Below are 13,659 nucleotides of genomic sequence, written 5' to 3'. Positions count from 1 at the left end.
AAAAAAGTCGTGCGTGCGGCGTTTTGCTTGGAGCAGGCCTGCTGCGAGGTGCCTTCACGGACGAATCCTTGCCTTGACTTCGTTGCTGCCGGAGGAGAGATTGCCACGATCGTACACGAACACCCGGTAATAGTAGGTCCTGGTCGAACGCAGATTGGTGTCGGTGTAGGTCGTGTTGCCCGGGTTGGCATTGAGAATGGCAATCAGCACATCCACGTCATTGCCCTGGGCATCCTTGCCGCGCGTACCGTTGGTGACACCGGGGATTTCCGAGCGGAAGATGCGATAGGACGCAAAATCGGCGTCCAGGCTTTGCGACCACGACAACCGCAGCGAGGAGGTGTCCACCACCGCCGGCTGCGCCAGCGTCACCGGGAAAGGCGGCGTGTTCTGCGCCGTGGTGACGGATTCGATGTTGCTGCCGGTGGCGTTGCGTCCCTGATCGGTGACATAGACGCGGTAATAATAGGTGGTGGAGGCACTCAGACCCTCGTCAACAAAAACGTTGCCGCCGATGTCAACAATGGCGGTGACCAGCGTGGACAGCGAATCCACCCGCGGCGTGAGCGAGCGGTACACCCGATAGCTGGCAAAGTCGCGATCGCCACTCTGCGACCAGGAGAGCTGCACCTTGCTGGTGCCATCGCCCACCAGCAGCGGCGTGTTGAGCGTGACCGCGGCTGGCGGGGCGTCGGGGCTGATTTTGCCCTCCACCTCATTGCTCGGCTTGCTGCTCAAGCCCCCGATGTCATTCACCACGATTTGGTAATAATAGGACACGCCCGGCTGCAAATTGGCATCGATATAGGAAGTGGTCTGCTGCACCGTCACCCGTTCAATCAGCAGGCCGGGTGAAGGCGTGAAGTTTTTCGTGCGGCTGCGATAGAGGGCGTAATTCGCGAAATCCGCCTCGCTGGAGACGCTCCAGGTCAGACGCAGGGCATTGCTCGGGCTGCCGGTGGGCACCGGCGTGAACAACTGCACCGCGTCCGGCACTTTGAGAATGGTCACCTGCGTAGCCGCCAGGAACGGCGTGGCAACATTGCCCACCTGGTCGGTAAAACGGCCTCTGATCTTCGCCTGTGCAATTTCCACATCACCGGGGATGCGGTAGTCGACTTCGTAAATGCCGTCATTCGCGACCCTGTCGTTGTTGCTGCCGTCGTCGAACAGCAGAATATCGTTCACCGCATTGACGATGTCGATAAAGGCGCGGCCATTGGGCTCGCCGGCCGTGAGCGTGAAGTGAATGATCTGGTTGCTTTGCTTGGGGGTGCCGCCGGTGTTTTCCGTCACGCTGGTAATGATGGCCTTGGTGTCCAGGATGATGGGATCGCTGGCCAGCATGCTGCTTTCACTGCCGTCGCGATCGCGCAGCTTGAGATAGACTGTCTTTTGACCGTCGCCCGCGGACAGCGTCCAGTTGAGCGAGGCGAGAAAGGGCTGCCAGGAAACGCGCGACAGCGCGGTGTCGTTGCTGACCTTCATCAACACCGTGGTGGCCGGCGCCGTGATGGTGAGCACAATCTTGGGATCGCGGGTGATGTTGACACCGCTGGCGATGCGGACGCCGTAAACATTCGGCCGGCCGGCGACCTCGGCGGAACGCGGCCCCTCATACCCCTTGTTGGAAACCGCGCTGACTTGATAGAAATAGGTCACGCCGTTGCGCACCGTGCGATCGACGTAGTTGAGCGCACGCGTGGAATCGAGCAATTTGAACCGGCGTTCGATCTTGTTGGGCGGCGTGATCACGATCTGTGAGCTGTCGAAACGATAGATGCGAAAGTTTCTCACCCCGCCCGGGTCGGGAATGGTCCACGCCAGGCTGAGTTGCCGGTCGCCGAGCACGAGCGCGAGATTCGTGGGAACAACCGAAAAATCACCGGTGGTGTCGGGACTGGTCGGTTTCTGCGCGCAGGTCCACAAAGCCAGACCCAGCGCGAGCAGGGCGGCGGCATGCCAGCCGGCCCGCCAGCGCGGCGACTGACGCGGAAAGATTCCTTGCTTTCTCATGGTGTCATGCCTTGACGATTACGTCCTCTCGAACTGCGAAATCAAAAGCGGGCGCGCACGCCCACCTGGGCGGTGCTGCCGGTGACATCCATCGGCGGGCTGGCGGTCATGCTGAGTTCCACACCATGGCGATGGTAGGAGGGAAAAAATGCGATGACGTCAATCAAATTGTAGAGGTAAACGCTGGCGGTGATGATCGCCCAACGTTGCCGCAGCTCATAGCGCTGATCCAGGGTGGCCTGTGCAGCGGTGAGACGGTCGCGCTGATTGGCGTCGTTTTGAAAAGCCGCCAGCGCACGATTGAATTCATCGATGCTGTCACGATAGCGCCATTCCTGCCGCACGAAAATCGCGAGTGAACTGAACTGCAGCGCGCTGATGATCATACCCTTCACCCGCTGGTCGCTGTAGGCCTGCCCCATCCCGGGCACCAACGCCGAACGCGCGAAAGCTTTCAGCCGGGTTTTGGGGGAAAGCTTGATGGAAATCTTGTCGTTGCCCCTGCCGTTGAAATAGTAATCGGTCGACCAGTCTTCGTAACCGCGCAACTTGGTTTTGATGCGGTAATGGCCGCGCAGGAAATAGGTGACCGTGTAGGGCGCACGGCCCGCCAACCCATATTCACCTTGCAAAAAAACCAGGGCGCCCGTCGGCCGGGTCAAAATTTGCGATTTCGCCAGCACTTCCCCCGCCGGCGGTGTCGCGCTCTCGGTCTGCGCCCAGCCGCATTCCCCCGCGATGCCGCACAGCAGCAGAGCCGCCATGCTCCACCGCCGGGCCTTGACCCCGGGACGCGGCGGGGCCGTGCTCGCAAACATGTTCAGGAACCTCCATGCTCGGCAATCAGTCTGCTTCTTCCTTGCCGCGAATGATCATCCACAGGGTCTTCCACAGCAGCAGGATGTCCAGTTTGAGATTGTGATTCTTGACGTACATCAAATCATAGCGGACTTTCTCCCGCACATCCTCGATGGTCTCATCATAGCCGCAATAAATTTGGGCATTGCCCGTCATGCCCGGTTTCACCTCGAGGCGGCGCACATAATTGGGCACCTGGCTGACCAGCTTGGGAATGATCTGTGGCCGTTCCGGCCGCGGGCCCACCATGCTCATATCGCCCAACAGGACATTGAGGAATTGCGGAATCTCATCGACATGGGTGAAACGCAGGATGCGGCCGACACGGGTGACGCGCGGATCGTTCTTCTGCGCCCAAACGGCACCGCTGTATTTCTCGGCATCCTGGCGCATGGTGCGAAACTTGTAAACCGTGAAGGGCCGGCCGTAAACATCGTGGCGCCGGCGTTCGCCCCGGCGGCGGTCATACGCCACGGCGATGGCGACCTGGCGGCGTTCCCGGCGGCGCAGATTGATCCCCACCCGTTGCTGCCCGTAAAAAACCGATCCCTTGGAATCCAGCCGGATGAGAATGGGCACGATCAAAAAAAGAATCGATGACATGATGAACCCCAACACCGCCGCGCAAAAGTCGAAGCACCGCTTGCCGAACTGCTCCCACCAGTTGATGCCGGAGAAGGGGGCCGAGATTTTTTTAACCAGTTTTTCCGGGACCAGCAGAATGATCAACAGGGACCCAAACAGGAAAAAGGGCGAAATAATGAAATTCCCGAGGAATCGCTGGAGGGCAGAGGGAGCTTTCCCCGTCACGCCGGGACGGCTGCCCGGGGCCAGTGCGCCTTTGGACCCCGCAGCACCCGGCCGTAAGGTCTCATCGTAGCGCTGATAGGCTTGTTCCCGCCGCGAAGAGGTGGAAATGCCGTTGTTCGGCACTGTTTTGGCTGGCGTTTCGCTCACCTGATGGCCAACCAATGTCGCCTCTTGCATCGAAGCTCTCTCCCGTTGAAACGATTCATGCAATGCAATGACACAACGTTGATTGTCAAAGGAGGTCAGCAGCGCAATCGTAACGCATGGTGCGATGGCCATCCCGCTGCCAGCCTTGCGAGGAGTGTGCCGCAAGACACTGCCCGTCCGGGGCTGCACAATCACGCAATCTTTCGGCAGTGTCCGGCAGATGCGCCTCACGGCGGTGGCCAATGCAATCGTGCGGATGACGGATGCTCTTGACTTGATCGCTGAAACGTGTGCAGGCAAATGGCGCAGGCAGAGGAAAACAATGTCTGAACACAGATCCTCAACCCCACTGGCCTCTATTCCCGGTTGGGTTCGTCTGCCTCGCTCTTGCAAGCCGATTCAAGAATGGGTTGCGGCTTTTTTGCTTCCGGCAATCCGCGCGATGCCCCGTTCGATTTCTTTCTTTTGTAGGACTTGGCGGAAAGCTGAAATTTGTTGAGCAGGGCATAAACGGTGTACCGGCTGATGCGGGCCGCGCGCGCCACCATCGAAATGTTGCCGGCGTGCCTGACAAGCTGCTGGCCGAGATACTCGCGTTCGAAGGCCTTGATCCAATGTTTCTTGGCCTCCAGAAACGGATAATCCAGCAGGCTGGTGGCGGGACTTGTCTGCCCGAGCATGGGCAGCCATCCGCCCGCAATGGCTTCGAGCGTTTTGGGTCGGGTGAAAGTCAGCACCGTCGCCGTCATCTCGGCCATGGCCAGTAACGCCGACACCTCCGCGGAGGTCAGCGGCCGGGGCTGGGCGAAGGCGAGATACAAAGAGCCCAGCGGCGTGCTCTGCCCGTTTTCCGTGAAGGCGGGGTAAAGATCAAAGCGCAGAATCGGCCGGGCGCTGCGGCATGCTGCTGCAATCGCTTCCGTCAATTCCGCCTCGGGGCTGTGCGCCGGCTGGCGATCGGCAAGCGTCTCCGTTGCCTGCGGCAAACCAGCATGCTCGGAGCGGCCTCCCGGCGGCGTAATCGCGAGGCACAACGCCGGAGTTGCGGCCAGAATCGTCTCCTCTGCCACCTCACTGCCCGGTGCGACAAAGCGTGCTGAACCATCAGCCGTCACGGAGATGCCGCAATAGGAAGCGCCAAAAGTATGAGTGAATCTTTGGCACAGCCCGTCGATCATTTCGCGTAGGCGAATGTGAGTTTGAGACATTGGGTTCACGCAATTCGAGATGCAATATCCAGTTGTTACTCAACATCAGATATATACAGCCATGTTAAGGGAATGCGTATTCAACACAACAGGCGATTTCACACGGCGGAAAACCACACCACGAAAAGCCCGTCATTCCCAGCCTCCCCGGCCATGATCAGCCGGCCGTGCATGTCAGCCTGCTCCTGTCAAGTCGAATGAACAATCGCAAAGCCGGCCTTCATTTGCCTTACTCAATACCGGCACAACTGCTCGCGGGCGTAAGCCACACACAAAAAAGCGCACCGCCGCGCCCGCCAGCCCACTCCCATATGTTGTCCGAACCTGACAGTGCGCTCACCATTGACGGCGCCCCGCCGTGCTCCGCCTCTGGCAAGAGAAAGTCATGAAACAGGGGGATTCAAACGCAAGAGAGAATTTGGTTGGAAGGAAAATCGTACAGGATGGTAAGACAGCGGAGTACAGACTTGTCGGCCCGCATTTTCTGCGTGACAAAAACGCCTCATTCTGCAGAAAATCTACCTGGCGCCGCATTCACCGCAGGGACCGGATCATTCCAACACCGGAGAAAATGCCGGCAGGATGAAAAAGCAGGTACGGGAGGCTTCAGCCCGCAGCATGGCAATGAATCAACCGCAGCCATTTACAGCAGCCGGTGCCATGCGTGCAAAGGCCGCGGCGCTTTGAGGACTGAGGGCGGTAATCGTCAGCGCTCAGATGTAGACGCGGTTGGGATCAAGCTCTTCGCGGATGAGGCGCAACTCCTCGGCGGTGGGCGGTGCGGTGGTGTGGAGATCAGCCGCAATCTTCAGCGGCCAGCCGACATTCTCTTTGACCTGCTCGAGCGACACCCCCGGATGCAGGTCGGTGAGCATCATCTCGTGGGTTTCGGCATCGAAGCGGAAAACGCCCAGGTCTGTGACCACGACCTTGGGTCCTTCGGTGGCAAGGCCGAGGGCTACGCGCGCGCCACCGCCGGTGAGAAAGCCGGGACTGGTGAGAAAATCGACGCGTTCGGGGAAATTGCGTTTCTTCAGAGGAGTGATGATCAGAATCTTTTGCGCCAGCGTGGCAATCTCACTCGCACCGCCGCTGCCCGGCAGGCGCACTTTGGGCGCGGCGTAATCACCGATCACCGTGGAATTGATGTTGCCAAACCGGTCAATCTGCGCGCCTCCGAGAAAACCAACCGTGATGCGCCCGCCCTGCAAATAGTACAAGAACACCTCCGGCAGGGAACACACCGACAAACATCCCGCCACCAAGGCAGGATCACCGATGGAAACCGGCAGGCGCTCCGGCACCGCGCCCACCGCGCCCGATTCATAGATCAGTGTGAGGCGGGGCGCATGCGTCAAGCGCGCCAGGTTGCAGGCCATGTTGGGCAACCCAATGCCGACGAACACCACATCATCATTTTGCAGCTCGCGGCTGGCGCGCGCCACCATCATTTCACTGGCCGTATACGCTGTCATTGGTTGCATCACCAGTTGGCAGGTCTCTCCACGATTCCGGTTTGCGTGCCGCGTCGGCAACAAACCAAAGCGCAACACCGCTGAAAGCGGGCGAGATAGTGTCAATTTTCGTTTGAAAATGCAAGGGGAAATTCACGCCTGCAGCCGGCCGCCTGCCCGGATGATCAGCCTCCACCCTGCAGCTTGACAATCCCGAGAGCTTGCGATATATTCGCGCCACCGCTGTCTTCTCGGCGCACTGGTTGAGCGCCAGCCATCGCAGCCGAACCGTCTCCATCGCCCGTGCGGCCAGATGAATGGCATCAAGCGAAGTGAGGCGAGACTCACAGCAGAGATTGCGGCATGCCGCACATGATCCCTGGCGCGATCCACTGGTCTCCCGCAAAGGCGTGCAGGCTCCCTGTCAGCCCGGCGAAAAATTGACAAGGGTGCTCTGCCGGCGCTTTGAGACAGAGAAATCCTGTTGCTGCGGCAGCGGGCTGGCCTTCCGCAATTGCTGCAATCGTCGCAACCGTCCGGGATGACGCCGAATCCGGGCGCGATGCATTTCCGCCGGCCAACAACGGACTTGGCGAATTATCCGATGCGCGGAGTGATGATGCTGCGCCGGGTGTTGCGTGCCGGCTCCCGCCTGCCGTGCTTCGCCGCTCCCGCTGCTGACAGATTGTGGAAAGCACTCAGGGCCGCCTGCAAGTTTCATCCCCGAGTGCCAGCCGCCCTCATGTCATGGCATCCTGCGGACAAAAATCACCGGGAATTTTCCGGAAACGGCCACTTTCCGGGTTGAGCCGCCGCGCCTTGTCAAAAAAAACGGCAACTGTCAGCAACCGCCCATCGCTGACAGCTCCCAATGTTCATGCTGTCAATCCGTTGCACTCACCATTCCCATTTCTCACAACTCGATTCGGAGCCGCGATGGCCGCCGCCATCAAAAAAGCCACTTTCCTGCAACTCGCCTTCATGATCTATGGCGCGGTATGCGCCGGTGCCTTTGGCGTCGAAAACATGATCCCGGCCGCGGGTCCCGGGATGGCACTGCTCACACTTGTGCTCATGCCCTTTCTGTTCAGTCTGCCGGCCTCATTCGCCGTGAGTGAACTGACCACCATGCTGCCGCTCGAGGGCGGGCAGTATCGCTGGTCACGTCTGGCTTTTGGCGATTTCTGGGGATTCCAGGCCGGCTGGTGGGCGTGGATGACGGGCATCGTCACCAATGGCCTGTTCGCCGTGCTCTTTGCGAACTATTTGCAAACTTGGTTTCCCGGGATGACCGGCCTGCACCACTGGCTGGTCTGTCTGACGTTGATCTGGTGCATGCATCTGCTCAATCTGCGCGGCATCCGGGTGGTGGGCAACACTGCAATTGTGCTGAGCGCCGTGTTGCTGCTGCCATTTGTGCTGTTGCTGGTTTTCGGAGTGATGCAATGGCAGCACAATCCCTTTACACCGCTGGTCGCACCCGGCAAAAGCCTGGCCGGTGGCTTCAGCAGCTCGGTGGTGCTCGCGATCTGGCTGTACTCGGGCTATGACAAGCTTTCGGCCGCGGCGGAAGAGGTCGAACACCCGCAACGGACCTTTCCCCCGGCGCTCCTGCTCGCGGCAATCATGGCGATGTTGAGCTACGTTTTGCCCACCATGGCAGCGCTGGCCGCGCTGGGCAATTGGCAGGAATGGTCGGACGCCTACTTTACAACCGCAGCCGCCAGAATCGGCGGGAACTGGCTGGGCCACAGCATGACCGCCAGCGCGCTGTGCAGCAACGCGCTGTTGTTGAATGTGACCATGCTGGCAACCTCGCGCTATCCGCTCACTCTGGCGCAGGACGGATTTCTTCCGGCTTTTCTCACACAAATACACCCGCGCTTTGGCACGCCCACCCAGGCCTTGCTGTGGGGCAGCCTCACCTACAGCCTGCTCACGCTCTTCGATTTCACACAATTGATCATCATTTACGCCTGGTTTCAAATCGCGAGTTACATCTTGCTGTATGCCAACGTTTGGAAAATGCGGCACACACACGCCGGCGCGCCGCGGCCTTTCAAAATTCCACTGGGCAAGCCGGCGCTGGTGCTGCTGATGCTGCCCACCTGGGTGATGGCGCTGCTGGCGATCAACAGCACCGTTTTCGAGAATGGTTTGTTCCAGCCGCGCCAGTTGCTGATCGGTGTGCTGGCCCTGTTTTCGGGGCCGCTGGTTTTTGTGATGGTCAAATGGCTGAGGGCGGGAGAAATCAAACTGCCTGAGCCGGCGGCGAAAAACCCCACAGCTCAATCTCATTCAGCCAGGATGGAAGCGGATGATTCAGCATTTTGATCTTGCGGTCTGGCGGCTGTCAGACATACGGCGGGAACGGGCATCGCAAACCATGCTGACCGCCTCGGGGCTATTGTGCATGAGTCCGCCCTCATCATCGACCGACACGATCATGATTTTTTCGTGACGACGATTGCGGAATGCTTGATACGTTGCTTCCCGGCAATGTCGTGATCGAAACTGGTGGCTTGATCAGGCACTGCCGGACCAGGCGGCGGATTTCATTGACATTCCTCCTGTCACCCCCGGCAGTGGTGGCGCCGGGATAATGCATGATTGTCCCCAAACGTTTCCACCTTGACCGGGCTGGGATTTACAAAACACCGGACCCTTTGTGAGAATTCCGGGCATCCTCTGCAAATGCCCAATGTGATCCCTCTCCCCTCAGAAGTGTCAGACCCCGCCGCAGGCACAGCCGGTGGCAGACGGCCAATCGATCCGGATCATTCCAACTGCACTGCCCGGCTGTTATTCCGTCCGCAACGCCTCCACGATTTTCAGCCGGGAGGCGCGCACGGCCGGCAGAAAACCACCCGCCAAGCCCATGATCACTGCAAAGATCAACGCCTGCAGGACAATGCCGGGGGAAAGCTTGAAGCGGAATGCCAGCTCTGAAAAAGTGTTCCAATTGGTGGTGGAAATCGAGACGAACTGCAGCAGTGAGGAGAGCAGGACACCCACCAGGCCGCCGAGCACGGCCAGCAGCACCGACTCGATTAGAAATGCAGCCAGCACGCTGCGCCGCCGGAATCCCAGCGCACGCAAAGTGCCGATCTCCTGTGTGCGGTTCGAGACGGCGGCATACATCGTGATCATCGCGCCGATCATCGCACCGAAGCTGAAGATAAAGGTCACCACCGTGCCCAGCACATTGATGAAAACAGCCATGAACTTGGATTGTTCGTCATAATACTGCTTCTCGCGCTTCACTTCCACCACCATGCGCGGATCGCTTTCCAGGCGCTGTCGCAACGCTTCGAATTGCTGCGGATCGCGCAGCCGCACAGTGACCGAGGAAAACATCGACCGCCGCCAGGCCGCCATGATGACTTCAACATCGCCCCAGATTTCCGAATCGAAACCGGTGCGGCCGCCGTCGAACACGCCGACCACCTGCCAATCCGTCCCCCCCATGCGCAATGTTCCGCCCAACTCACAACTCTGAAAGCGCTGCTGCAGGGATTTGCCGACGATCAGCTCCCGCAGGCCGGGCTCGAACATGCGGCCGCGGATCAGCTTCACCTGCTGCGCACGCAGGGCCAGCCCTTCCGGCGAGGTGCCGCGCACCACGACATTGGTCGGCTCGCCGTTTGAACGCTTGGCCAGCGAAATCAGCACCACCACGTCACTGGCGGACAGCGGCTTGCCGCTTTCATCGAGCGCGACTTCGGGCTGGGTTTTGATGATGTTCGCCTGCTCCCGGGAAACGGCACTTTGCACTTCCGCCTGGGAGGCGCGGCGAATGACGATGGCGTTGTCTTCCACGCCGGTGGCCACCAGCGTTTGTCGCAGGCCTTCGGACAACATCAACGAGGCGACAAAGACGAAGACGACCAGCGCCACGCCTGACAGTGTCAAAATCGTGGTCAGACGTCGTGTCCACAAATTGCGAAAGCTGTAACTGAAGGGAATTTTCATGGAGTTCTTGCGCCCAGGATTGACCAGTTCAAACAGCCGCTCAGGCCACACGATGCAAACCGTCGGCGATATGCATGCGCACGGCGCGCCACGCCGGAAAAACCGCGGCAAACACACCCACCAAAACCGCGGAAACAAAAGCCAAAATGATGGTGAGGTTCTTCAACTCGAACACCGGGAAGAAATTGCCGAGATTCGAGGTGAGAAAGGTGGCAAAACCGTTGCACACATAAATCATGAGCACCAGGCCGACGGCAAAGCCGCCCAGTGCAATGACCAGCGATTCGCCGCCAATCAACCCGACCAGGTGAAAGGGGCGGAAGCCGAGCGTCTTGAGCACGGCATACTCCGCCATGCGCTCGCGCGCCGTCATCGCCATGGTGTTGGCCAGCACCAGCAGCACGATGAACACCACCACCACCGAGATCGCCTCCATCGCGGCGAGAATGGCGCCCGACATCGAGACAAAACTCTGCTGGAAGGCGCGCTCCGTCTCGGTCTTGGTTTCGGCGAAACTGTTCTGGAACATGGCATCGACGGTTTCGGACACCACCGCGGGATTCGCCTGATTGTCGATCAACAGCATGTACCAGCCGACGTTGTCGGCCATGCCGGGATTGGTTTCGCGTATGCGTTCATTGAGATAGTCCCAGTGAAACAGGAAGGCGGTCTCATCGGTCCCCGGCTGCGCGCCGGCGTAGATGCCGCGAATCACGAAATCCCACTCGCCGAAAAAGATGGTGCCGGTGAGCGTGACGGTTTGACCGAGTTTCCAACCGAAGCGCTCCGCCAGTTTGCGGCCGACGACACAGGCATTGCGCTCCCGCAAATAGCTTTCCTTCTGCTCGGGCGGTACGACGAATTCCGGGTACATCTCGAGATAGTTCTCATCCACCGCGAAATTGGCGAAGAAATTGTTGGGGTCGCCGTAATAAGCGCCGAACCAGTTGGCATAGCCCACCGATTTCACCCCCGGCACCTTCAACAATTGCTCGCGATAGGCCAGCGGCAGCGGTTGAATGAGTGAAACCGCGCTGCGGGTGACCAGACGGTTTTGGGCGGAGGCCTCGACCCCGGCATACCAGGCGTTGATCACCGTGCGAATCAACCCGAAGGCCAGCAGGGCCACGGCAATGCCCAGCATGGTGAGAAGGGTGCGCAGCTTGTGGCGCAGGGCATTCTTGAAAATCAGTTTGAAGACTTTCATACCAGCTCACCCTTGTCGAGATGGCGCACGGTGTGCGCCTTGTCGGCGGCGCGCTGGTCGTGCGTGACCATGATGATGGTTTTGTTGAATTCCCGGTTGAGGCGCTCGAGCAGGGACAGCACCTCGACGGCGGAATTCTTGTCGAGGTCACCGGTCGGCTCATCGGCGACGATGAGCGTGGGATCCGCCACGATGGCGCGCGCAATCGCCACGCGCTGCTGCTGCCCGCCGGAAAGCTGTTTGGGGTAATGGTGCATGCGGTCGCTCAAGCCCACCACGTTGAGCGCGATCTGCACGCGCTCGCGGCGCTCACTTTTGGAGAGATGGGTCAACAGCAGCGGCAACTCGACGTTTTCGAATGCCGTCAACACGGGGATGAGATTGTAAAACTGAAAGACAAAACCGATGTGGCGTGCCCGCCAGTTGGCGAGCTGGGATTCCGTCAGCTTGGTGATCTCTTCATTGGCCACGATGATCGCGCCGCGGCCATTGTCGGGGCGGTCGATGCCCGCGATCAGATTCAGCAAAGTGGACTTGCCCGAGCCGGAAGGCCCCATCAACGCCAGGAATTCCCCCTCGGGCACGCTCAGGTTGATGTTCTCCAGCACGCGAATTGCCAGGCTGTCGCGGTGGTATGATTTGGAAACGTTTTTGACTTCGACGATGTTGTTCGGCATAAGCCCTTTCCTGTGAAATGAATCTCATTCCAACTGCCACGACAACTCAGACCCTCTTGCCGGAATTGAGTTGCACGAGTTTTTCCCACAAAATCTTGCCGCTGGGCATCACAATAATCTTGCAAAAATTCCAGCGTGAATTTGTTCGCGACGCTGGAATATTCTGCGGCAAACTCGTCACTTTTCTGCTTGGCCCTGTATCCCGGGGGTTCGATGATATCGAGGTACAGACTTGCATTGCCCGAAATGAATTCCCAGAATCTCTGACCACAAAGTTTGAGATAATCTCCCTTGTTGGGTTTGTCATCCCGGCCATAACAACAGCCGTTGACTGCAACAATGTTCAGGTTGGGCGCGAGATTTCCGAGAATGCGTTTGGCTTTTCTGAAATCATCCTTCATCCTGGCAATTTGACGGCTGTTTCCCCAGTTGGGCTCCGATTTTATCGAGATGATGTATTTATGATGATCTTGTTCAAACTCCAAATCAATCCCCTCGGCCGATGATTTTCTTCCGCCATATACGCGATTGCAAATAAAAATGGCAAGCATATCCAGGAATTCCCCAAAAATCCCTTCCTCGTTGCGAGGAGAGATGGGCATCCAGCAAGGATTGCACCAGGCTGTGAGCAGTGTTCAAATTTTTGGCTTTGAACAAGCAGGGATTTTTTCTCAACAAAATCTTCTTTTTAATGACAGGTTTCGAATACTATCGAGTCGCCTTCGGTGAAACTCCTGGATGCTCGGCACAATGAAGCGGGTGAGTTCTTCCATGGTCAGGTCAGGCATACTTCTCATGCTCGCGAAAAAAGAGGAAGTTCTTCTCTTTTGAGTTTTTGCTTTGCCATCTCCGCGTATTCCGGCAAAACCTGGATACCGAGAGAATTCCGTCGCAGTTTCTGAGCCGCTTGTGATGTCGTTCCCGAGCCCAGATCGGTTTGGCCATTTCCCGGGATGGCAGTTTTTCTTGTGCCAAATGAATTCTTCCGTCCAGAGCCATCCCTGCTTGCGCAATTCCAGGATCAGCTCGATGACGTATGTGTGCCTCTCGCCATCGACAACGCGTTCCTTGATGTTCAAAATAAAAGTGCCGGAGGGTTTCAAAACACGAAGGAATTGCTCATTTCGTGGCAGGAACCACGACACGTACTGATCCGGCTTGATTCCACCATAGGTCTTTTCCCGGCTGTCGGCGTAGGGTGGCGAGGTGATGATCAAATCGAAAAAATTGTCGGGATAGTCCCGAAGAACAACCAGACAATCTCCGCATTCGATCAAAGACTTGAGCTCTTCCATGATCCCTCACTCTCC

At 58.4% G+C, this 13,659-nt stretch carries 9 protein-coding genes and 2 pseudogenes; 1 reads left to right on the top strand and 10 read right to left on the bottom strand.

Going from position 1 to position 13,659, the window contains the following annotated elements; all coding sequences use genetic code 11:
- Positions 1 to 54: 54 nt before the first annotated feature.
- The 5 genes from ONB52_04440 to ONB52_04420 all read right to left on the bottom strand — a co-directional run bounded on the left by ONB52_04440 (position 55) and on the right by ONB52_04420 (position 6,514).
- Complete coding sequence (locus ONB52_04440; GenBank protein MDZ7415393.1) at positions 55 to 2,016, bottom strand: hypothetical protein; 1,962 nt, start codon at positions 2,014 to 2,016, stop codon at positions 55 to 57.
- A 41-nt stretch (positions 2,017 to 2,057) separates the two neighbouring features.
- Entirely contained in the window at positions 2,058 to 2,834 is a 777-nt protein-coding gene (locus ONB52_04435; protein MDZ7415392.1) for a DUF5683 domain-containing protein, read from the bottom strand.
- Positions 2,835 to 2,859: 25 nt separating this feature from the next.
- Positions 2,860 to 3,861 (bottom strand): sugar transferase, encoded by a 1,002-nt coding sequence (locus ONB52_04430; GenBank protein MDZ7415391.1) that lies wholly within the window; start codon positions 3,859 to 3,861, stop codon positions 2,860 to 2,862.
- A 326-nt stretch (positions 3,862 to 4,187) separates the two neighbouring features.
- Positions 4,188 to 5,039 (bottom strand): hypothetical protein, encoded by an 852-nt coding sequence (locus ONB52_04425; protein MDZ7415390.1) that lies wholly within the window; start codon positions 5,037 to 5,039, stop codon positions 4,188 to 4,190.
- Between the two features lie 713 nt (positions 5,040 to 5,752).
- Positions 5,753 to 6,514 carry a CoA-transferase subunit beta gene (locus ONB52_04420; protein ID MDZ7415389.1) on the bottom strand — a complete coding sequence of 254 codons (762 nt, stop codon included), beginning with the start codon at positions 6,512 to 6,514 and terminating at the stop codon, positions 5,753 to 5,755.
- A 915-nt stretch (positions 6,515 to 7,429) separates the two neighbouring features.
- Here ONB52_04420 and ONB52_04415 point away from each other — a divergent pair.
- Positions 7,430 to 8,827, top strand: coding sequence for an APC family permease (locus ONB52_04415; protein MDZ7415388.1), 1,398 nt, complete (start codon positions 7,430 to 7,432; stop codon positions 8,825 to 8,827).
- 468 nt (positions 8,828 to 9,295) lie between these two features.
- Here the strand turns inward: ONB52_04415 and ONB52_04410 are convergent, their stop codons facing one another.
- The 5 genes and pseudogenes from ONB52_04410 to ONB52_04390 all read right to left on the bottom strand — a co-directional run bounded on the left by ONB52_04410 (position 9,296) and on the right by ONB52_04390 (position 13,644).
- Entirely contained in the window at positions 9,296 to 10,465 is a 1,170-nt protein-coding gene (locus ONB52_04410; protein ID MDZ7415387.1) for an ABC transporter permease, read from the bottom strand.
- A gap of 40 nt (positions 10,466 to 10,505) precedes the next feature.
- Complete coding sequence (locus tag ONB52_04405) at positions 10,506 to 11,672, bottom strand: ABC transporter permease (GenBank protein MDZ7415386.1); 1,167 nt, start codon at positions 11,670 to 11,672, stop codon at positions 10,506 to 10,508.
- Positions 11,669 to 12,349, bottom strand: coding sequence for an ABC transporter ATP-binding protein (locus ONB52_04400; GenBank protein MDZ7415385.1), 681 nt, complete (start codon positions 12,347 to 12,349; stop codon positions 11,669 to 11,671). Before ONB52_04400 ends, ONB52_04405 begins: the two co-directional genes overlap by 4 nt.
- A 46-nt stretch (positions 12,350 to 12,395) precedes the next feature.
- Positions 12,396 to 13,137 (bottom strand): annotated as a pseudogene (locus ONB52_04395) (PmeII family type II restriction endonuclease).
- A 144-nt stretch (positions 13,138 to 13,281) separates the two neighbouring features.
- A pseudogene (locus ONB52_04390) lies at positions 13,282 to 13,644 on the bottom strand (site-specific DNA-methyltransferase).
- Between the last annotated feature and the right edge of the window lie 15 nt (positions 13,645 to 13,659).

Source organism: candidate division KSB1 bacterium, assembly GCA_034506255.1.
GTDB classification, from domain to species: Bacteria; Zhuqueibacterota; Zhuqueibacteria; order Zhuqueibacterales; family Zhuqueibacteraceae; genus Coneutiohabitans; species Coneutiohabitans thermophilus.
The sequence above is the reverse complement of the archived record's forward strand: the minus strand, read 5'-3'. Positions and strand labels throughout refer to the sequence as shown.

Coding starts and splice junctions, on each gene's coding strand:
- ONB52_04440 (MDZ7415393.1), bottom strand. CDS start 2,016: ATGAGAAAGCAAGGAATCTTTCCGCGTCAGTCGCCGCGCTGGCGGGCC.
- ONB52_04435 (MDZ7415392.1), bottom strand. CDS start 2,834: ATGTTTGCGAGCACGGCCCCGCCGCGTCCCGGGGTCAAGGCCCGGCGG.
- ONB52_04430 (MDZ7415391.1), bottom strand. CDS start 3,861: ATGCAAGAGGCGACATTGGTTGGCCATCAGGTGAGCGAAACGCCAGCC.
- ONB52_04425 (MDZ7415390.1), bottom strand. CDS start 5,039: ATGTCTCAAACTCACATTCGCCTACGCGAAATGATCGACGGGCTGTGC.
- ONB52_04420 (MDZ7415389.1), bottom strand. CDS start 6,514: ATGACAGCGTATACGGCCAGTGAAATGATGGTGGCGCGCGCCAGCCGC.
- ONB52_04415 (MDZ7415388.1), top strand. CDS start 7,430: ATGGCCGCCGCCATCAAAAAAGCCACTTTCCTGCAACTCGCCTTCATG.
- ONB52_04410 (MDZ7415387.1), bottom strand. CDS start 10,465: ATGAAAATTCCCTTCAGTTACAGCTTTCGCAATTTGTGGACACGACGT.
- ONB52_04405 (MDZ7415386.1), bottom strand. CDS start 11,672: ATGAAAGTCTTCAAACTGATTTTCAAGAATGCCCTGCGCCACAAGCTG.
- ONB52_04400 (MDZ7415385.1), bottom strand. CDS start 12,349: ATGCCGAACAACATCGTCGAAGTCAAAAACGTTTCCAAATCATACCAC.